Origin of the sequence: Sphingomonas sp. BK036 (genome assembly GCF_004216825.1) — a bacterium.
In the GTDB taxonomy this organism is placed as follows: domain Bacteria; phylum Pseudomonadota; class Alphaproteobacteria; order Sphingomonadales; family Sphingomonadaceae; genus Sphingomonas.
Window position 1 is genome coordinate 301,715 of the sequence record NZ_SGXR01000003.1, and the last position, 20,067, is coordinate 321,781.

Annotated in this window: 15 protein-coding genes; 11 read left to right on the forward strand and 4 right to left on the reverse strand. The window is 65.9% G+C overall.

Annotated elements, in window-relative coordinates; genetic code table 11:
- Nucleotides 1–13: 13 nt before the first annotated feature.
- Entirely contained in the window at nucleotides 14–532 is a 519-nt protein-coding gene (locus EV283_RS01450; RefSeq protein WP_130322119.1) for a gluconokinase, read from the reverse strand.
- A 334-nt stretch (nucleotides 533–866) separates the two neighbouring features.
- Between EV283_RS01450 and EV283_RS01455 the strand changes: the two genes are divergently transcribed.
- From EV283_RS01455 to EV283_RS01465, 3 genes are read left to right on the forward strand one after another with little or no spacing between them, the layout of a single operon-like run.
- Nucleotides 867–3,782, forward strand: a complete 2,916-nt coding sequence (locus tag EV283_RS01455) for a TonB-dependent receptor (protein ID WP_242615735.1) — start codon at nucleotides 867–869, stop codon at nucleotides 3,780–3,782.
- A 38-nt stretch (nucleotides 3,783–3,820) separates the two neighbouring features.
- Nucleotides 3,821–4,936, forward strand: coding sequence for a Gfo/Idh/MocA family oxidoreductase (locus EV283_RS01460; RefSeq protein WP_130322123.1), 1,116 nt, complete (start codon nucleotides 3,821–3,823; stop codon nucleotides 4,934–4,936).
- Nucleotides 4,933–5,406 carry a cupin domain-containing protein gene (locus tag EV283_RS01465; protein WP_242615736.1) on the forward strand — a complete coding sequence of 158 codons (474 nt, stop codon included), beginning with the start codon at nucleotides 4,933–4,935 and terminating at the stop codon, nucleotides 5,404–5,406. Before EV283_RS01460 ends, EV283_RS01465 begins: the two co-directional genes overlap by 4 nt.
- A 2-nt stretch (nucleotides 5,407–5,408) precedes the next feature.
- Here the strand turns inward: EV283_RS01465 and EV283_RS01470 are convergent, their stop codons facing one another.
- Nucleotides 5,409–6,440, reverse strand: coding sequence for an SMP-30/gluconolactonase/LRE family protein (locus tag EV283_RS01470; protein WP_130322125.1), 1,032 nt, complete (start codon nucleotides 6,438–6,440; stop codon nucleotides 5,409–5,411).
- Nucleotides 6,441–6,584: 144 nt separating this feature from the next.
- On the opposite strand from EV283_RS01470, the gene EV283_RS01475 reads away from it, so the two are divergent.
- From EV283_RS01475 to EV283_RS19020, 5 genes are all read left to right on the forward strand, one after another.
- Complete coding sequence (locus EV283_RS01475; RefSeq protein ID WP_347400189.1) at nucleotides 6,585–8,105, forward strand: cellulase family glycosylhydrolase; 1,521 nt, start codon at nucleotides 6,585–6,587, stop codon at nucleotides 8,103–8,105.
- A 102-nt stretch (nucleotides 8,106–8,207) separates the two neighbouring features.
- Nucleotides 8,208–8,984: an SDR family oxidoreductase gene (locus EV283_RS01480; protein ID WP_130322127.1), complete on the forward strand. Its 777-nt coding sequence runs from the start codon at nucleotides 8,208–8,210 to the stop codon at nucleotides 8,982–8,984.
- A gap of 18 nt (nucleotides 8,985–9,002) precedes the next feature.
- Complete coding sequence (locus tag EV283_RS01485) at nucleotides 9,003–9,335, forward strand: hypothetical protein (RefSeq protein ID WP_130322129.1); 333 nt, start codon at nucleotides 9,003–9,005, stop codon at nucleotides 9,333–9,335.
- 114 nt (nucleotides 9,336–9,449) lie between these two features.
- Nucleotides 9,450–11,009, forward strand: coding sequence for an alpha,alpha-trehalase TreF (gene treF, locus EV283_RS01490; RefSeq protein ID WP_130323826.1), 1,560 nt, complete (start codon nucleotides 9,450–9,452; stop codon nucleotides 11,007–11,009).
- Complete coding sequence (locus tag EV283_RS19020; RefSeq protein WP_165391669.1) at nucleotides 10,990–11,163, forward strand: hypothetical protein; 174 nt, start codon at nucleotides 10,990–10,992, stop codon at nucleotides 11,161–11,163. Before treF ends, EV283_RS19020 begins: the two co-directional genes overlap by 20 nt.
- A 227-nt stretch (nucleotides 11,164–11,390) precedes the next feature.
- On the opposite strand, the gene EV283_RS01495 is transcribed toward EV283_RS19020, so the two are convergent.
- Nucleotides 11,391–11,675, reverse strand: a complete 285-nt coding sequence (locus EV283_RS01495) for a CsbD family protein (protein WP_130322131.1) — start codon at nucleotides 11,673–11,675, stop codon at nucleotides 11,391–11,393.
- Nucleotides 11,676–11,823: 148 nt separating this feature from the next.
- Nucleotides 11,824–14,412, reverse strand: coding sequence for a PAS domain-containing protein (locus EV283_RS01500; protein WP_242615737.1), 2,589 nt, complete (start codon nucleotides 14,410–14,412; stop codon nucleotides 11,824–11,826).
- A gap of 166 nt (nucleotides 14,413–14,578) precedes the next feature.
- Here EV283_RS01500 and EV283_RS01505 point away from each other — a divergent pair, with 166 nt between their 5' ends.
- From EV283_RS01505 to EV283_RS01515, 3 genes are all read left to right on the forward strand, one after another.
- On the forward strand, nucleotides 14,579–15,259 hold the full coding sequence (locus EV283_RS01505) for a DUF6445 family protein (protein ID WP_130322133.1): 681 nt from the start codon (nucleotides 14,579–14,581) through the stop codon (nucleotides 15,257–15,259).
- 198 nt (nucleotides 15,260–15,457) lie between these two features.
- A complete protein-coding gene (locus EV283_RS01510) occupies nucleotides 15,458–18,454 on the forward strand; it encodes a TonB-dependent receptor (RefSeq protein WP_242615738.1) in 2,997 nt (998 codons plus the stop codon).
- An 83-nt stretch (nucleotides 18,455–18,537) separates the two neighbouring features.
- Complete coding sequence (locus EV283_RS01515) at nucleotides 18,538–20,052, forward strand: tryptophan halogenase family protein (RefSeq protein ID WP_130322136.1); 1,515 nt, start codon at nucleotides 18,538–18,540, stop codon at nucleotides 20,050–20,052.
- Nucleotides 20,053–20,067: the final 15 nt, after the last annotated feature.

Sequence of the window (20,067 nt, forward strand, 5' to 3'; positions counted from 1 at the left end):
CAGGTACGCCGCGTCAGCCGTGCGGTCGCGCCGACCCGGGGGTGGCGATGCCCAGCCACGCCAGAACCTCGGCACCCAACGCATCCGGAGTCCGGCCCGCATCGAGCGTCAGCGCGTTTTCGTCCGCTGTCGGCCGCTCGAGCGTCGCGAGCTGGCTGTCGAGCAGACTTGGCGGCATGTAGTGCCCAGACCGCGTCGCAAGCCTGCGCGCAATCTCGGCTGGCATCGTATCGAGCAACACGAACGACAATGGCACAGCGGAGGCCGCTGCCAGACGCTCGCGGTAAGCGCGCTTGAGGGCCGAACAGGCGGCCACCGCAAGGCCTTCATTGTCGGTCTGCGCCGCGTCGCCGAGCGCGATCCCAAGCCTATCGAGCCAAGGCCACCGGTCCGCATCATCGAGCGGATGACCCGACTGCATCTTGGCGATGCTGGCCGGCGCATGGAACGTGTCGCCTTCCAGCAAAGGGCAGTGGAGCCGCTCGGCCAGATAGGCCGCCAGCGTCGATTTACCGCTGCCGCTAACGCCCATGACGACGATGCCGCGCGCGTTTCCGGAAGTATGTCGTTCTGCTTGCACCACGCGCCCTCATCGACTGCTCCGCGCCAACGCTATCGGGCGGCGGCGCGGGCTTGGCCATTACGACCTTTGTCGCGGTCGTCCTAGCCCGCGCGACCGCCAAAGACGGCCGCACGCGGCGATACGGCGCGGAGTGCGACCTTGGTCGTAGATGCCGCGCGGATCACAATGCCGTAGACCGCTGCCGACACGATGGACGGACAAAGCCGGAGAACCGGCACGTATCATGCGCACAGGGGATGGATGGATGACGAGGGCCATACGCGACTGGCGGGTTATCGGACGGATGGATGGTATCGCTGTCAGCGTGATGGCGCTTGCGACGGTCCTGGCGTGCACGCCGGCCACCGCGCAGACCGATACGCCGCCCCCTCCTGCCCCGGCCAGCGTCAGCGACATCGTCGTCACGGGTACGCGCATCACATCGAGCGGCTTCAACGCGCCGACGCCGACGACGGTGATCGGCGAGGAACAGATCCTCAAGAACGCGCAACCCAACATCTTCACGACGGTGGCGCAGTTGCCGTCGCTCCAGGGCTCGACCGGCGCCAGCACGGGGACGTTCAGCACGTCGAGCGGGTCGCAGGGGCTGAGCTCGTTCTCTCTGCGCGGGCTCGGCACGATCCGGACGCTGACTTTGCTCGACGGCCAGCGCGTCGTCGGCGCCAATGTGACGGGCGTTCCCGACATCAGCCAGTTCCCCCAACTCCTCATCAAGCGGGTCGACATCGTCACCGGCGGCGCCTCGGCCTCCTATGGATCGGACGCGGTCGGTGGCGTGATCAACTTCATCACCGACACGAAGTTCACCGGGTTCAAGGCCAACGTCCAGACGGGCGTGACCACCTATGGCGACGATGGCCAGGTCTTGGTACAGGCCGCGGTCGGCAAGAGCTTCGCGAACGACAAGTTGCACGTCATCCTGAGCGGCGAATATGCAAAGGAACAAGGTGTCGGACCCGGCAATTTCGGCGAAGACCTTGCCGGCAGCCGGGACTGGTACCGGGCGACGACCCTGGTCGACACCGGCATCCGCAACAATGGTTCGCCCCAATTCCTGTACCGCGACAACGGCCAGGCCTATCAGTACACCAAATACGGCCTGATCAGCGCGGGGCCACTGCAAGGCACGGCCTTCGACGCCAACGGCCAGCCTTTCGCGTTCCAATACGGGTCCAACGGCGTTCCCGCGAAGAACGCGGCGGCGACGGTCACGGGATGCTATGTCGGCTTCTGCGTCGGCGGCGACCAGTCGGGGCATGTCGGCTCTGGCACATCGCTGCAATCCGCGATCCAGCGCCTCAACGGCTATACCCGCATCAGCTATGACGTCGCGCCCGATATGGAGGTCTACATGACCGCCAACGTCGCGCAGGTGAAGACGCACAATCAGCCCAACCCAGGCGCGTCCAAGACCGGACTGACGATCCAGTGCACGAACCCCTATCTGCCCGCCTCGATATCGGCCGCCTGTGCCGCGAACGGCATCACCACGTTCCAGTACGGCCTGAGCAACGCGATCCTGCCGAACATCCAGGTCAACACCGACCGCCGCCAATATCGCTTCGTCGGGGGGCTGAAGGGCAAGGCCGATCTGATCGGGACCAGCTGGACCTATGATGCATCCTACGAGCACGGCACCAACATCACCGACATCAACGTCGATAACGTCAGCCTGACCGGCCGCTACAACCAGGCGATCAATGCCACGCGTCTCAACGGCCAGATCGTCTGCGCCGATGCGGTCGCACGTGCCGCCGGCTGCCAACCGATCAACATCTTCGGCGGCGCCACGCCGTCTGCCGCTGCCTTGGCGTATATCACGCCGGAGGCCGGTCCCTTCCAGCATACCAAGCAGACGCAGGATGCCGCCGCCGGCAGCATCTCGGGTGAACCGGTCACGCTGTGGGCAGGCCCCGTCGCGCTGGCAGCCGGCATCGAATGGCGCCGCGAATTCTACCGCGTGAACGCCGATCCCTACGGCGCGGGTGTATCGAGCATCAGCCCGAATTCCGCGCTGTATCCAAGCGATCCGAACCTGAACTCGACCGTCGGCAGCAACTGGTACGCCGGCAACTACAAGAACGGGACGGGCCGATACACCGTGCTCGAGAGCTTCCTCGAGCTCAACCTTCCGATCCTCAATTCCGAAACGCTGGGGCGCGCGAACATCAATGGGGCGGGACGCGCCACGCGCTATTCGACCTCGGGTGTCGTCTACGCGTGGAAGGTCGGCGGGACATGGGAGACGCCGCTCGACGGGTTCCGCCTGCGCGCGGTGACGTCGCGTGACGTCCGTGCGCCGAACCTGTCGGAACTGTTTGCGGCACCGACCACGACGACCGTCCCCAACTTCACCGATCCGTTCCGCAATACGCAGGTACTGATCATCCAGAACACCATCGGCAATTCGGCGCTGCGTCCCGAGATCGCGCGCAGCACCGAGGCGGGCATCGTATTGTCGCGGCCGAAATGGTTGCCGGGGCTCAGCCTGTCGTTCGACTATTACGACATCAAGGTGAACGACGTCGTGTCCAGCCTGTCGGCGGCGCAGATCGTCAACCTGTGCTTTCAGGGCAATACGGACACCTGCAGCGCGTTCAATCTGCAAAACACGGCCGGACCGAACTTCGTCAACGTGCAATCCTTCAACCTGGCATCGATCAAGACCAAAGGCTTCGACATCGAGGGCAGCTATCAATGGCGTCAGCCGCTGGGGATGGACGGCACCTTCTCGGTCCGGGCACTCGCCACCCACGTCATCAAGTTCGTGACCGATCCCGGCCTGCCCGGCACGATTCCGGTGGATACGGCGGGCGCGAATTCCGGCGCGACCCCCGACTGGAAATGGCTTGCGACCGAGAGCTACGACACCGACCGGTTCAGCATCACGCTCCAACAGCGCTGGTTCAGCGATGGCGTGATCGGGCACCAATATCTCGTCTGCCAGGCCGGCAACTGCCCGGTGTCGACCGCCAACAATCCGACGATCGATTACAACAGGATGAAAGGCGCGTTCTACTTCGATATCGGCGGGGCGTTGAACGTTACCAAGCAGGTCAGCATGTTCTTCAAGGTCGACAACCTGTTCGATCACGATCCCGAGCCTTCGCCGCAGACCAATACCGGGCTCGACGTAAACCCTGCACTCTACGATACACTGGGTCGATTCTATCGGATCGGCGTGCGCGCACGGTTCTGATGCTGGATTTCCAACTCTCTAATTCCGGGGCACGCTCCATGACCATTGCACGACGCGACCTCATTCTCTCTGCCGCAGCTCTCGCAGTTAGCGCGGGCAGCGCGGCGGCGTTCGGCGCGACCCGGCCCGATCGGAAGCTGGGCTATGCGATCGTCGGGCTCGGGTCTTACGGGCTCGACGTCATCATTCCGCAATTCGCCAATTGTACGCACAGCCGGCTGGCGGGGGTCGTCAGCGGTGACCCCGTCAAGGCGCGCCGCGTCGCCGCAGCGCATGGCCTGCCGGCTAGCGCGATCTATTCCTACGAAACATTCGATTCGATCCGCGACAATCCCGACATCGACATCGTCTATGTCTGCCTGCCGAACGCGTTGCATGCGCCGTACACGATCCGCGCGGCAAAGGCCGGCAAGCACGTGCTGTGCGAAAAGCCGATGGCCGTCTCGGTCGCGGAATGCGAGGCGATGATCGCGGCGTGCAAGGCTGCGAACCGCAAGCTGATGATCGGCTATCGCTGCCATTTCGAAGCCTATAATCTGGAGGCGATGCGGCTGGCGCGCACGGGTGCGGCGGGCAAGATCCGCTACGTCCGGTCCGAGCATGGCTTCGTCCAACGCGACCCGGCGAAATGGCGGTTGAAGCGCGCACTGTCCGGCGGCGGATCGCTGATGGACATGGGCATCTATAGCCTACAGGCGGCGCGCTACATGATCGGCGAGGAGCCGATCGCGGTGACCGCGCGCGAATCTACCGACCGCAGGGATCCGCGCTTTACCGAGGTCGAGGACATGCTCGACTGGACGCTGGAATTCCCCTCGGGCGCGCTGGCAGGGTGTCAGTCGATGTACAGCGCCAACCAGAACCGCATCCTGTTGATGGGTGATGCGGGCCGGATCGAGCTTGAACCGGCAACGCGCTATAACGGCAACCAGATGTGGGTCGGGAAGGATGGCCGCGAGCGCGCGATCCTGCCGCCCGGTGGCCCCGGCAAGACACAGTTCGCGGGCCAGCTCGATCATCTTGCCACATGCGTGAACAGCGGACGCGAGCCGATCGTTTCGGGCGAAGAGGGTCTGCGCGACATGCGGATCGTCGAAGCGATCTATCGATCCGCGCGTGAGGGACGGACCATTCGCCTGGATGGCCGCGCATGATCGCGCGGATGCTTTTGACGCTGCTGGCGTTCGGTTCGACCGCCGCGATGGCGCAGACGACCGATCCGACCGCGTTCGCGTCGGGTGCGGACGTGACGGCGCAGGTTGCGGCGATGGCGAAGGCGATGAAACCGGGACAAGGCTTTGCGTGGCACCCGTTGGTGCGCGACGGCGAGACGATCGCCGCGCTCGAATATTGGAAGGCACCGGGGCGCCCGGCCGTGCATCCCGATCAGGCCGAATATGCGATCGTCATCGCCGGCGCGGGGACGTTGATCTCTGGCGGAACGCTCGACGCCGCGAAACCCGTCAAGCCGGACCTGACCGAGGGCGACCGCATTATCGGCGGAACGACCCGGACGCTCAAACCCGGCGATGTCATGCTGATCCCGGCAGGGGTGCCGCACTGGTTCGGCATCACGGGTGGCAAACTGGTGCTGCTGGGCACCAAGCTGCCGGTTCGCCGCTGAACTCAGCCCTGCCAGCCGGCGCGTAACGGCAGGCGGAGAACACGGTCGTTCGCGGTCAAGTACAGCACGCCCCCCTGCTCGCCGAACGCGCAGTTGGCGATCGGCGCCCCGGTGGAAATCAGCCCGAGCGGTTCGGCATCGGGCGTCAGCATCATCATTCCGCCCGGCACCGAACAGACCATCGTGCCATCGCGCGCGACCTTCATGCCGTCGGGCAGGCCAGCGCCGCCCCGCGCGTGCATCGCTTTGAGATCGAGCCACAGGTCGGGCGTGCGGGACTCCAGGTCATAGACCATGATGCGCGGTGCCGCTTCGTCCGAGACCGACACGTAGAGCCAGGTTTCGTCGGGCGACAACGCGATTCCGTTGGGGCGGGTGAGGCCGTCGTCGAGCAGGTCGACGCCGCCGCCCGGCGTCCAGCGATAGACGCCGTTGAAGGCCATTTCCTTGTCCGGGGACGCATCGCCGCCGACCAGCCCGTAAGGCGGATCGGTAAAGTAGATCGTGCCGTTGCGCGCGACGTGCAGATCGTTGGGGCTGTTGAACCGCCGACCGCGGTACCGGTCGACCAGCACGGTGCGCCGCCGCGTGACGAGATCGACGCGGTCGATCGAGCGGCCGCCGCTGTTGGCGATCAGCAGCCCGCCCTCGCGGTCGAGCGCGAGCCCGTTCGCGCCGGGCTCGCGGACACGGGCCGGATCGGATCCAGCGGCCCCCGAGGGATCGAGGAACGACGTCGCAGGCCCGCCCTTGCGCCACTGCCGGACAATATTGGCGGCCGGATCGGAGAACAGCAGATACCCCCCTGCCTCCACCCACACGGGCCCCTCCGCCCAGCGGATCCCGGTGGCGATCGTCTCGATCACCGCGTCGGGCGCGATGATCCGATCGAGCGCCGGTGACATCCGCGTGATCCGCGGCACGACCGCCGGAGCCGCCGCCGCCAGTCCCGGTCCTGCGGTGCCGATCATCGCCAGCCCGCCGATCAGGACGCTGCGCCGGTCGACCGCCAAGCGACGCGGTGGCGCGGGCATACGATGGTCCGGTCCTGCTGGTCCCCACGACATTGCCGACATCCTCCGCGTTGCACTTGGTAGCGCTATCGCTCAAGAGACATGGATAAGAGCGGGAGGATGACGGTGTCGATACCAAAATGCGGATATGCCGCGGCCCTAGCGTTGAGCGCGATTATCACCGTCCCGGTTTGGGCAGCCGATGCGCGGACGATTACGATCGATGTGAAGGCGCCGACCACGCCGCGCGACCGGATGGCGGAACTGTCGGTCGGTGCCGATTTCCCCGGCACGCTGCAGCGCGAGGACAGCCTGGCGCAACTCGCCACCGTCCAGAAGGAACTCCGCTTTTGCTATATCCGCTTCCACAACGTGTTCGCCGACCAGCTGGGCGTGTACCGCGAGGTGAACGGCGCGCCCGTCTATGACTGGCGCAAGATCGACACGCTGTACGATCGCCTGCTCGCGCTGGGCCTCAAGCCGTTTATCGAACTCGGCTTCACGCCCGATGCGATGAAGACGTCCGACCAGACGATCTTCTACTGGAAGGGCAATACGTCGCATCCGCAGCCCCAAAAATGGACCGCGCTGGTCGATGCGTTCACGCGACATCTGGTCGACCGCTACGGCGCGAAGGAAGTCCGCAGCTGGTATTTCGAATTCTGGAACGAACCCAATCTCGCCGGCTTCTGGCAGGATGGCGACCAGGCCGCCTATTTCGACTATTACGGACGGACCGTGCGCACGATCAAGGCGATCGACCCCGCGCTGCGCGTCGGCGGCCCCTCGACCGCGGGGGCCGCCTGGGTCCCCGAATTCCTGGCCTATGCGAAGGCGCAGGCGCTGCCGGTCGATTTCGTCAGCACGCACACCTACGGCGTCGAGGGCGGTTTTCTCGACGAGAAGGGCGAAGGCGACAACAAGCTGTCACGCGATCCCGATGCGGTGGTGAAGGACGTGCGTGCGGTGCGCGCGCAGATCGATGCCGCCGGTCGGCCCGGGCTGCCGCTGTTCTTCACCGAGTGGAGCACCAGCTACAATCCACGCGATCCGATCCACGACGATTATCTCGGCGCGGCGTATATCCTGGGCAAGCTGAAGCGGACCGAAGGTATCGCGCAGGGCATGAGCTACTGGACGTTCAGCGACCTGTTCGAGGAACCCGGCCCGCAGACCAAACCGTTCGAGGGCGGCTTCGGGCTGATGACGCCGCAGGGCGTGCGCAAGGCGACGTGGTTCGCGTATAAATACCTCGCCGAACTGGGCGACCGCGAGCTGCCGACCGGCGACGACCAGAGCATCGCGGCGATCAAGGGGCGGACGATCCAGCTGCTCGCGTGGCGCGACGTTTTGCCCGACCAGCCGGTGAGCAATCGCCCGTTCTTTTCCAAGGTCCGCGTTCCCGCGCGCGCGGCGCCGATCGATATGAAGGTCCGCGGCCTGAAGCCCGGATCGTACCGCGTGACGGTACGCCGCACGGGCTTTCGCCAGAACGACGCCTATACCGCGTATCTCGAGATGGGCCGTCCGACAGTACTGACCAAGGCACAACTCGCGCGGCTGCAGGCGGCGACGCTGGATCCGCTGATGACCAGCACGGTGCGTGTCCGTGCCGACGGGACGGCGACGCTGGACCTGCCGATGCGCGATCACGACGTGGTGATGGTCGAGTTGGCACCGGCCTGACCCCTGCGCTGGCGCGGCACCCGCGGACACTTTTGTCGCGTTCGGGGATTTGATTGCCAAGTTGCGCGCGCACGACGCGTGCGCATGCAGCAGGAGTTCGCCATGCTCATCGATCTTTCCGGCAAGACCGCACTCGTCACCGGCTCCACCGAAGGCATCGGTTTCGGTATCGCGCAGGGGCTCGCGCAGGCGGGCGCGACCGTCATCGTCAATGGCCGCACCCAGGCGAAGGTCGATGCGGCGGTCGAAAAGCTCGGCGGGCATGCGCGCGGCGTGGCGGCCGACCTCGGCAACGTCGAGGGCCATGACGCGCTCGTCGCTGCGGTGCCGAACGCCGATATCGTCGTCAGCAATCTCGGAATCTTCCAGCCCGCCGATTTCTTCGACGTCGACGACGCGACCTGGGATCGGCACTGGCAGGTCAACGTGATGGCCGGTGTGCGGCTGGCGCGCGCCTATCTGCCGGGCATGGCGACAAACGGCTGGGGTCGCCTGCTGCTGCTGTCGTCCGAAAGCGCGTTCAACGTGCCCGTGGAGATGATCCACTACGGCGTCAGCAAGACGGCCGACGTCGCACTGGCGCGCGGTCTCGCCAAGCGGATGGCGGGCACCGGCGTCACCGTCAATTCGGTGCTGCCGGGGCCGACGCTGTCCGAAGGCGTCGAGGCGATGCTGGAGGACGAACGCGCAAAGACGGGCAAACCGATCGACGAGGTTGCCGCGGCGTTCGTGCAGACGCACCGCCCGAGTTCGATCATCCGCCGCGCCGCGACCGTCGAGGAGGTCGCGAACCTCGTCGTCTACCTCGCCTCGCCGCTCGCCTCCGCCACCACGGGCGCCGCGATGCGCGTCGATGGCGGTGTGCTCGACACGCTCTGAGACTGGAGGCACAGCGCCGTGGACCAGTTTCTCGCCGCGCTCGATCGGCTGCCGATCGGCTATAGCGAAGGCCGATATGCGGGGCATCGCTGGGGCGTGACGCTGGACATGGCGGCGGATCGCCGGCGATGCTGGCTGTGGGGCGAGCAGCTTGGCGGGACCGGACGGGTGAGCTTCAACCTCTATCGGCTGGCAGACGGGCCGGTGCTGCGCCCGTGCGAGATGCCGGCCGAAACGGTGATCGCTTTCGTACTGGCGTATCGGCCCGATCCGGAACGGACCATGGCACCGCCGTCGCCGGCTGACGGCGGCGGACGGTCGATCGGGTTCGGCACCCCGACCGACTTCTGATATGCGCCTTGCCGATCGTTCGCGCCGCGTTGGCGAGATCGGTCGCTCTCCCGGGATGATCGCGACGTGATAAAGACTCTTTGCCGTTTTGCCGCCCTCACCTCGGTCGCGGCGATGGCCCCGGCGCAGACGGTATTCGCACCGAAGGTTGCGGCGGAGACTGCAACCGCGCGATCACCGGCGGACGTGTACGGCGCGCTGTTCCGCGCGGTGCAGCAGCAGCATATTTTCGCGGACGGCAAGACGTTCGTCGATGCCGTGCCCAAGCGCGCAACGGACGCGATCATGGCAGCCTATGCGCGGGCCAAGCCTGACGGCCCCGCCTTGAAGGCGTTCGTGCTCGCCAATTTCGTCGTGCCGGGCGAGAATGATCGCGGCTCGGGCGATCTACGGACGCATGTCCGCGCGCTCTGGCCGCAACTGGTACGCGATCCGGTCGCACCGGTCGCGGGCAGCTCCGCGTTGCCCTTGCCTGCCCCCTATGTCGTGCCCGGCGGGCGCTTTCGCGAAATCTATTACTGGGACAGCTATTTCACGATGCTGGGGCTGAAGGTCGATGGCCAGCAACCGCTCGTGGAATCGATGCTCGAAGATTTCACGAGCCTGATCGAGCGGTACGGGCATATCCCGAACGGGACGCGGACCTATTATCTCAGTCGGTCGCAGCCGCCTTATTACGCGCTGATGCTCGATCTCTCGACCAACACCGATCCGGCGATCGCGAAGCGGCGGCTGGCGGCCTTGCGCACCGAATACGCCTTCTGGATGAAGGGCGAAACCTGCGCGACCGGCAGGCGCGCATGCCTGCGCGTCGTGCGGATGCCCGACGGCAGCGTGCTCAACCGTTATTTTGACGACCGCGATACGCCGCGCGACGAATCCTATGCCGAGGACGTCGCAACCGCCGCCAAGGCAGCACCCCGCCCTGCCGCGGAAACGCAGCGCGATCTTCGCGCCGGGGCGGAGAGCGGGTGGGATTTCAGCTCGCGCTGGCTGCGCGATCCACAGGCACTGACGACAATCCATACCACCGACATCGTCCCCGTCGATCTCAACAGCCTGATGTTCGCGATGGAACGGGCGATCGCCGTGCGTTGCCGCACCGCAGGCGACGTGGCGTGCGCCACCGCGTTCACAGCGCGCGCGACTCAGCGCAGAACCGCGATCGACCGCTATCTCTGGCAGACGACGATCGCCCGCTATGCGGACTGGGACCTGTCCACCGGCAAGCCGACCGCGAGCGTCAACGCCGCGATGCTGCACCCGCTATTCGTCGGGCTCGCGTCACCGGCGCAGGCCAAAGCGGTTGCGAAGACGGTGCGACGATCGCTGGTTGCCGAAGGCGGGCTGCGCACCACGACGCTCAAGACCAGGCAGCAATGGGACGAACCCAATGGCTGGGCGCCGTTGCAATGGATCGCGATCGCGGGGCTCGACGCCAATGACGAACCGGCACTCGCCAAGGACATTGCGCGCCGCTGGATCGGCACAGTCGGCGCGGCCTATGCGGAGACGGGCAAGATGCTGGAGAAATATAATATCGAACAGCGCACGCCCGGCGGCGGCGGCGAGTATCCGGTGCAGGACGGCTTTGGCTGGACCAACGGCGTCGCCAGCGCGATCCTCGACCGCTATCCCGATCTCGCAGTGCGGGATGAAAACCCGGGGACATAACGGCGATCAACGCGGTGGTGGTGGCCGCACGAAGATGTCGGCCGCGGAGGGTACGACGGGGTCGGGTCGAGACGGCATGCCACGCCATCCGGTGCGCAATATCGCGAAGGTGGCAGCGGCAACGACCAGCGCGATTGCCAATCCGGCCGCGTGAGACCGCTCGCGGGGGCGGTCATCCGAGCCCCATACGCCTTCCCAGTCCTCGTCGGCGCGCGGGTGGCGGGGTTCGTCCAATTCCGTGTCGTAGTCGCTATAGTCCATCCGGGGCGGCCTCTTTCCGCGGCGGTAGGGCGATTGTCCGGCGCCTCGCTGGCACCCGGCATCACCGGTCTTTAACGTATCGAACGGGCCGGCGAGGGACATCCCCCGCCGGCCGCACGATCACTTGCCGCGAAGCGTGTTGATCAGCGCGATGCCGAGCACGCCGGCGACCGCAGCGGCCGCGAACGGACGCTCCTTGGAGAACTGGCGGACATAGTCGACCATCGGACGAACGTTCTCTTCGACGACGTCCTTGGCCTGGCCGACGGTCTTCTGAACCGTGCCGCTCAGCTGATCCGCGACGCCTTCGCTCTTCAGCGCCGTATCGCCGGTTGCGGTGCCGAGCGTTTCCTTGGCCTTGCCGCCGAAATCGGTTGCAGCGCCTGCGAGCGTGTCGGTGTTCATAGATCGTCTCCTTGAATGTTAACGGGCCGAAAAAGCTTCGATTAGAAAAGCTTCGTTCGGGGATGCAGCGTGTCGGTAACGTCGCGGGCGTCATTACGATCCGCGAACGATCCGGATTAGGGACGGTTCACCGCATCTCCACCGACGATCAGCCCGCAGCCCGGCTGAGAATCCGCGAAAGCTGCTCGACCGAATAGGGCTTGTGCAGCAGTTCAAACCCGTGCGTGCCGTCCTGCGCCAACACGCTGCTATAGCCCGAAGTCAGCACCACCGGCAGCGTCGGATGGGACTCGCGGATCGCCTTGCCGAGTTCGATGCCGTTCATGCCCGGCATCATCACGTCCGAAAAGACGATGTCGAACCGGGTCGCATCGACCGCGAGTTCGGCGAGCGCCTCCTGCGCGTCCGCCGCCCATACCGTCGTGTAGCCAAGCTCGGCGAGCGACTGGGTCGTGAAGGTGCCCACCTCGGCATTGTCCTCGACCACCAGGACGCAGGTGCCGTGCCCATCGGCGAGGCCCTCGCCCGCAGCGTCAACCTCGGCCGGCGCCGCCTGATCGACCTGGGGTAGATAGAGCGTGAAGACCGTACCGCGCCCAACCTCGCTCTCGACCGTGATGTCGCCGCCCGATTGCTTGGCGAATCCAAACACCTGACTGAGGCCCAGCCCGGTTCCCTGCCCCACCATCTTCGTGGTGAAGAACGGCTCGAATATCCGCTCGAGCGCGTCGGGTTCGATCCCCGAGCCACTGTCAGATATCGCGATCGCGACGTAGCGGCCCTCGACCGCGGGGTGCGAGCGGACCATGGGGATCAGCCCGGTCGAGCGCACCGTGATATCGATCCGCCCGGCCCCGTCCATCGCATCGCGCGCGTTGACCGCCATGTTGACGAGCGCGGTATCGAGCTGGCTGGGGTCGACGCTGGTAAAGCACGGCGTTTCGGGGAGATCGATCGAGATGACGATCCGCGATCCGGTCAGCGTACCTAGCATGTCGGAAATGACGCGCAACGACTGACCGACATCGATCACCTCGGGCTGGAGCGCCTGACGGCGTGCGAAGGCGAGCAGCTGGCCGGTAAGCTTGGCCGCGCGATCGGCGGTATCGGAGATCGCGTCGATATACCGCTCGCGCCGTTCGGGGCTGAGATCGGGGCGTTTGAGAAGATCCGTGGCCGAACGAATCACGGTGAGCAGATTGTTGAAATCATGCGCCACGCCGCCGGTCAGCTGGCCGACCGCTTCCATCTTCTGCGACTGGCGCAGCGCGTCCTCCGCAGTCTGGAGCTCGCTCGTGCGCGCCGCGACTTGCTGTTCGAGCGAAGCGGCCAGCGTGCTCAGCGCCCGTTCCGATCGACGCCGCTGCGTCGCGATCCGGGTCCGTTCGGCGACTTCGCGAATGAACACGACTTCGTCCGCCCGCCACCGCCGCGCGCTGGCGGAGCCGATATACAGCATCGCGACGAGCGCGCCGTTTTCCATAACCGGCATGTTGATGATCGCGCGTGCGTCGAGCGACTCGAGCGCGGCTGCGGTCGCGACGGTTCTGAGATCGGTACGCGCATCCTCGACGCACACCTCCTCGCCGCGCTTCAGATCGTCGATGTACGACCCATAGCTGCGCAGCGCGAAGGTACCCGTCAGCGGCGCGACCTGCGGTGCACTCCAGTCGCGAACGATCGTCACCGTCTCGGCGGTCAGATCGATCTCGCCAAAGCCCGCGCGACTGGCCTCCAGCGTGCCGCCGATGATCCGTGCCGCCGCGAACGCGATGTCGTCGGGCTCGTCGATATCGCGGAACACATCGCCCAGCTCGACCAGCCCGGCGCGCATGACCTCGTTGCGCTGATGTTCGGTGATATCGGTCGAGACGCCCGCGATCCGCAACGCCTCGCCCTTGGCATTGTAGAAGGGCTGGCCGCGCGACGCGATCCAGCGCACCTCGCCGTCCGGGCGGCGGATCCGGTAGACCACGTCATAGTCATTGCCCTCGGCGATGCAGCGACGCGCTTCCTCCGCACTCTTCTCGCGGTCGTCGGGATGGATCGCCTGCAACCGATCTTCATAGGTGAAGGGTTGGTCGATCGGGCGGCCGAAGATCTCCTTGCAGGTTTCCGACGCGATCAACTGGTGGCTGACGATGTCGAGCGTCCAGGTGCCGAACCGCGCCGCCCGGAGCGTGAACGACAATTCGCGCTCCTGCTCCTTCTGCAGCCGCAGTCGATCGGTCAGTTCCGCCATCAGCGACGCGTTGCTGGTCTCGAGCCCGCGCATCTTGTCGCGCTCGATCGTCACATCGACCTGGCTCGCAAAGAAATAGGCGAGCACGCCCTCGGTATCGTAGACCGGTGCCAGCAACAGCCGGTTCCAGAACAGTTCGCCGTCCTTGCGGTGGTTGCGGATGTCGATCTCGAGCGACTGGACCTGGTGCACGGCGTCGCGGATCGTGGCGACCGTCGCGGGGTCGGTTTCAGGCCCCTGGAGAAACCGGCAGTTGCGCCCGAGAATCTCTTCGCGCGTATAACCGCTCAACCGGCAGAATGCGTCATTGGCGAACACCACCGGATTGTCCGGCAAGCGCGGATTCGTGATGATCATCGGCATCCGCGTCGCCCGCACCGCCGCGACGAACGGATCGGTGCCGACGTCGTGACCCAGCACCTGCGCCGCGATGCGCTCGGCATCGGCGGTCAGGATCGGGGGGTTCTGGGCAGCAGTGTCGGTCGTATCGGTCAAGGCTGCCTCGATTGTCGCTAAGCCTCTGACATCTAGGCCACGCTCGCCACCGCCGCAACGCTGGAACCGCGGCGGCGAGCGATGCCGTCCGGATGTTGCCAGCGAACGGGACGGCACTGCGTCTTTCCCCCTTGCCTCGCCCGGCGACAGCGGCATGGGTACGCCGATGACCGACGCCGCCAAGTTCACGATCCACCACCAGGGCACCGAGCGACGCCCGCTGATCGCCATCGACGATTTCTGGCCGGATCCGGAAGCGTTGCGCGAGGATGCCGCAAGCCTGCGCATGACCAGCATCGGGCCGCATTATCCCGGCGTCCGCGCGGCGGTGCCGCCTCGCCTCGCGGAGACGATGCGCCGGCGGATCGCGCCGCTGCTGGCCGAGCATTTCGCGCTCGACCCCGCGCCGGCGGTGTCGGAAAGCTATTATTCGCTGGTCACCACCGCCCCTGCCGACCTCGCGCCGATCCAGCGGCTACCGCATTTCGATGGAGTCGAGCCGCGCCGCATCGCGGTGCTACTGTTCCTCGGCCACGGCGAACAGGGCGGCACCGCCTTCTACCGGCAACGCGCGACGGGCTATGAGACCGTCGATGCATCGCGCCTCGACCGGTACAGGGCCGCGCTCGATACCGATGTGCGGACACACGGTCTGCCCGACGCAGGTTATATCGCTGACGATACGCCGCTGTACGAACGGATCGCGGTGCAGCCCGCGGTCTTCAATCGCGCGATCGTCTATGCGGGGAACACCCTGCACTGCGCCTATCTGCCGCCCGAGGTCGTGCTGCACACTGATCCACTGGCGGGGCGGCTGACGCTCAACCTGTTCCTGTTCGACGACTGAGGGCGCGGGCGCCCACGTCACGCGCAGCGCTGCCGCGTACAGCGCTGACATCGCTGTGAATACGTATGCTGGTTTCTTCTGTTACGACCCCGAGGGCGGTACAGCATCCCCAGGACAATCGACGCGCCTGAACGACGTCGAGGACACTGACAAACAGCGTTGAGGATGCGCGGGACCCGTCTCGCCGAAGGGGATTTCATGAGCAATTTTAAATCATACCGCGCTCTCGCGACGTTCGGCCCGACGACGCACACGCGCCTTGCGCTCCGCGTCAGCGCCACCGCGCTCGCCGCCGCGCTGATCCTGCCCGGCCAGGCTGTCTTCGCCCAGGTCGCGCCGACGAGCGTGACGCCGGGGACTGCGAACGCCAACCCGACCGCAGCAGCGCAGGTCGACGCGGTGACCACCGCCGCCGAACCGACGCCGCAGCCCGCCGACGCGGTGCCGGCCGCCCCGCAGGACGCACCGGCACCCGAGGCAGTGGCGCAGGACGACGCACCGGGCGGCGGCGAGATCGTCGTCACCGGCATCCGCGCCGGCCTCGAATCCTCCGCCAAGATCAAGCGCCAGTCGGTCCTGATCGTCGACTCGGTGTCGGCCGAGGACATCGGCAAGCTGCCCGACGTGTCGATCGCAGATTCGCTCGCGCGTCTGCCTGGCGTGACCGCGCAGCGGCTCGAAGGCCGTGACCAGCGCCTGTCGATCCGCGGCCTCGGCCCCGATTTCTCGACCACGCTGCTCAACGGCCGCGAACAGGTGACGACCGGCGACAATCGCGGCGTCGAGTTCGACCAGTATCCGTCGGAATTCTTCAAGACCGTCAACGTCTACAAGTCGGCCGATGCGTCACTGATCGCGGCGGGCGTCGCCGGGACGGTCGACCTGCGCATGCTGCGTCCGCTCGACCAGGCGCACCGGGTCATCGCGGTCAGCGCACGCGCGCAGATGAACGGCATCGACAAGCTCAATCCCGACGGCACGCGCTACGGCTATCGTGCGTCGGCGACCTATGTCGACAAGTTCGCCAACGACACGCTGGGCATCGCGATCGGCGTATCCGCAACGCAGACGCCGTCGCAGAACGAGCGCTACAATGCGTGGGGCTATAGCGGCACCGGCACCGCGAGCGACCCGTACCTCGTCAACGGCGCGAAGCCCTATGTCCAGTCGAACAAGCTGAAGCGCTATGGCGGCGTCGCCACGATCGAGTGGCAGCCGTCCGACACGTTCCATTCGACCTTCGACGCGCTGTATTCGCATTTCGAGGAAACGCAGATCCTGCGCGGCATCGAATTCCCGCTGGCTGGCCAGCTGACGACGCCGACGTCGCCTAACGGCACGACCGTGTCCGGGGTGACCGTCAGCAACGGCTTTGCCACGGATGCAACGTTCAGCAACGTCTTCGCGGTGCAGCGCAACGACTATAACCAGCGCAAGGCGGACAATTACTCGTTCGGCTGGAACAACGACCTCAAGCTGACCGATACGATCCACCTCAACGTCGATGCGAGCTGGAGCCGTGCGGACCGCACCGACTTCCTGCTCGAAACGAACACCGGCACCGGCTTTGCCAAGAGCGGCGCGGCGGACACCGTCACGGTCAAGCAGAACGGCAATGGCACCTACACCTTCGCGCCGACGCTCGACTACACCAACACCAACATATTCAAGCTGACCGATCCGCAGGGGTGGGGCAACAACGGCAATCAGCCGGTCGTCCAGACGGGCTTCCTCAACCGGCCGAGCTTCAAGGACGATCTGAAGTCGCTGCGCGCCAGCCTCAACGGCGAGTTTTCGGACAGCGTCGTCAAGGGCTGGGAAGCCGGCGCCAATTACAGCCAGCGCAAGAAGACCAGCGCGTACACCTCGTACTTCCTCTGCCCGAGCGGCGGCGGCACCAACTGCACCGTCGCCAGCGGGACGCCGCTCAGCGGCAACGTCCCCAGCGAGGCGCTGCTCGGCTCGAATGTGGCGCTCGACTATCTCGGCATCCCGCAGATGCTGACGCTCGATCCGCTGTACCTCTACAACCAGTCGCTGACCTCGGCGTTCGATGGCCGTCCCTCAGCGCTCGTCCGCGACAACGTCGTGCTCGAGAAGATCTGGACCGGCTATGCCAAGGTCACGATTGACGGCCTGGTCGGCGACAAACCGCTCAAGGGCTCGATCGGCGCGCAGGTGGTGCATTCGGACCAGAGCTCGACCGGGCAGATCGCCAGCGTCGTCGGCGGCGCGGTGACGATCGCACCGGTGACGCAGTCGGTGAAGTACACCAACTTCCTGCCCTCCGCGACGATGTCGGTCGAACTGGTGCCGCTGGGCTTCGTCAAGGTCGGCGCGTCGCAGACGATGGTGCGTCCGCGTCTCGATCAGGAGCGGGTCACGCAGGACGTCGCGATCAACCTGACCAATATTGGCCAGACGCCTGCCGGCCTGTTCCCGGTGTTCACCTCGACCGGCGGCAACGTCAATCTGAAGCCCTATCAGTCGACCAACGTCGATCTGTCGTTCGAGAAGTATTTCGCAGGGGGCGGCTATGTCGCGCTGTCCGGCTATTTCAAGCACCTGACCGACTTCGTCGATCCGAACAACTCGCTGCCCTATGACTTCTCGGCGCTGCTCCCCGCACTGACCGCGGCGCAGCAGGCGCAGGTGATCGCGGCGGGCCAGACGACCGGCAACGTCTCCTCGCCCGCCAATACCGGTCGCGGCGAAGTGCTCGGCGTCGAGGCGACCTTGTCGCTGCCATTCAAGGCGATCACGTCCGCGCTCGACGGGTTCGGCATGTTCGCGAGCGGCAATTACACGCAGTCGACGATCAAATATGGCAGCAACCCGACCGAGGCGATCACGCTGCCCGGTCTGTCCAAATACACCGCCAGCGGCACAATCTATTTCGAGAAATGGGGCTTCCAGGCGCGCGCGAACTATCGCTACCGCTCGAGCTTCCTCGCCGAGGTCGCGGGTCTGTCGGCGAACCCGACCTACCGCACCGCGCGGTCGGAGGGCATCCTGGATGCGCAGATCGGCTATGAGTTCCAGTCGGGGCCGCTCGCGAACTTCGCGATCCTGGCGCAGGCGAAGAACCTCACCGACCGGCCGTTTGTTACGTACCAGAACGACGATCCGCGCCAGGTTATCGATTACCAGCGCTATGGTCGCGATTACTATGTCGGCATCACCTACAAGTTCTGATGCCGATTGCGGGGCGGTTGATGCCGCCCCGCGCTTGCTCCGCAGTGGCGGCACCTGACGGTTTCGAGGCGGGGACGCAGACGATGGCCAATCACCCTTTGCGTATCGTGATCGCCGGCGGCGGTACCGCCGGATGGATGGCGGCGGCGACATTCGCCCGCTTCCTGGAGACGGGATACGAGATCGACCTGATCGAGTCCGACGCGATCGGCACGGTCGGTGTCGGCGAGGCGACGATCCCGCAGATCCACCTGTTCAACGACGCGCTCGGGCTCGACGAGGACGCGTTCCTCCGCGCGACCGGCGGCACGTTCAAGCTGGGCATCGAGTTCGTCGACTGGTTCAAGCCGGGACATCGCTACATGCACGCGTTCGGCGATGTCGGGCGCGACGTCGGCCTTTTGCCGTTCCACCAATATTGGCTGCGCGCGCGGTCGCTTGGGCTTGCCGGCGATCTGGGTGCCTACTCGCTCAACACGCATGCCGCGATGGCCGGGCGAATGCAGCGCGGGCCTGCACGCACGTCCCGCGCGCTGGCGTCGATGCCGTACGCCTATCATTTCGATGCGGCTCTCTACGCGCGCTATCTGCGGCGGTATGCGGAAACGCGCGGCGTCAACCGGATCGAGGGGAAGATCGTCCGCGTGACGCGCGACGGCGAGAGCGGGGATGTGTCCGGGCTCGTGCTCGAGAACGGCACGACCGTTGCCGCCGACCTGTATATCGACTGCACCGGGTTTCGCGGGCTGCTGATCGAGGAGGCGCTCCGCACGGGGTACGAGGACTGGACGCACTGGCTGCCGTGCGACCGCGCGATCGCGGTGCCGTCGGCGCGGAGTGAAGCGGTGACGCCGTACACGCGCTCGACCGCGCACGCTGCTGGCTGGCAGTGGCGGATCCCGTTGCAGCACCGGACCGGCAACGGCGTCGTCTTCTCGAGCGCGCATATGAGCGAGGACGAGGCGACCGCGACGCTGCTGAGCGGGCTCGACACGCCGGCGATGGCCGATCCCCGCACGATCACGTTCCGCACCGGTCGGCGCAAGCGGATGTGGAACCACAATGTCGTCGCACTCGGACTGGCGGCGGGGTTCATGGAGCCGCTCGAATCGACTAGCATCCACCTAATCCAGTCGGCGATCGCGCGACTGCTCAAGCTGCTGCCAGGCCGCGTGATCGCCGAGGCCGATCGTACCGAGTTCAACCGCCAGAGCGACTTCGAATACGAGCGCATCCGCGACTTCATCATCCTCCACTACAAGGCGACGACGCGCGACGACACGCCGTTCTGGCGCCAGTGCCGCGACATGGCTGTGCCCGATACGCTGGCCGCGAAGATCGCGTTGTGGCGCGGCAACGGCCACATCGTGCGCGAGCATGAGGAGCTGTTCACCGAGGTCGGCTGGCTGCAGGTGCTGGCCGGGCAAGGCATCGTGCCGGACGGCCATCACCCCCTGGCGGACGCGATATCGACCGCGGACCTGGGCGAATTCATGGACACGATCGACAAGCTGAACGCGCGCGAGGCAAACCAGATGCAGGACCATGCGGCGTTCGTCGCCCAGCATTGCGCCGCCGCGCCGAGCCTTGCGGCATGACCGTCGCCGACGCCC

What these genes read in the sequence shown, in the direction of transcription:
- EV283_RS01450 (WP_130322119.1), bottom strand. Translation starts at nt 532, where the DNA reads ATGGGCGTTAGCGGCAGCGGTAAATCGACGCTGGCGGCCTATCTGGCC.
- EV283_RS01455 (WP_242615735.1), top strand. Translation starts at nt 867, where the DNA reads ATGGATGGTATCGCTGTCAGCGTGATGGCGCTTGCGACGGTCCTGGCG.
- EV283_RS01460 (WP_130322123.1), top strand. Translation starts at nt 3,821, where the DNA reads ATGACCATTGCACGACGCGACCTCATTCTCTCTGCCGCAGCTCTCGCA.
- EV283_RS01465 (WP_242615736.1), top strand. Translation starts at nt 4,933, where the DNA reads ATGATCGCGCGGATGCTTTTGACGCTGCTGGCGTTCGGTTCGACCGCC.
- EV283_RS01470 (WP_130322125.1), bottom strand. Translation starts at nt 6,440, where the DNA reads ATGCCCGCGCCACCGCGTCGCTTGGCGGTCGACCGGCGCAGCGTCCTG.
- EV283_RS01480 (WP_130322127.1), top strand. Translation starts at nt 8,208, where the DNA reads ATGCTCATCGATCTTTCCGGCAAGACCGCACTCGTCACCGGCTCCACC.
- treF (WP_130323826.1), top strand. Translation starts at nt 9,450, where the DNA reads ATGGCCCCGGCGCAGACGGTATTCGCACCGAAGGTTGCGGCGGAGACT.
- EV283_RS19020 (WP_165391669.1), top strand. Translation starts at nt 10,990, where the DNA reads ATGAAAACCCGGGGACATAACGGCGATCAACGCGGTGGTGGTGGCCGC.
- EV283_RS01495 (WP_130322131.1), bottom strand. Translation starts at nt 11,675, where the DNA reads ATGAACACCGACACGCTCGCAGGCGCTGCAACCGATTTCGGCGGCAAG.
- EV283_RS01505 (WP_130322133.1), top strand. Translation starts at nt 14,579, where the DNA reads ATGACCGACGCCGCCAAGTTCACGATCCACCACCAGGGCACCGAGCGA.
- EV283_RS01510 (WP_242615738.1), top strand. Translation starts at nt 15,458, where the DNA reads ATGAGCAATTTTAAATCATACCGCGCTCTCGCGACGTTCGGCCCGACG.
- EV283_RS01515 (WP_130322136.1), top strand. Translation starts at nt 18,538, where the DNA reads ATGGCCAATCACCCTTTGCGTATCGTGATCGCCGGCGGCGGTACCGCC.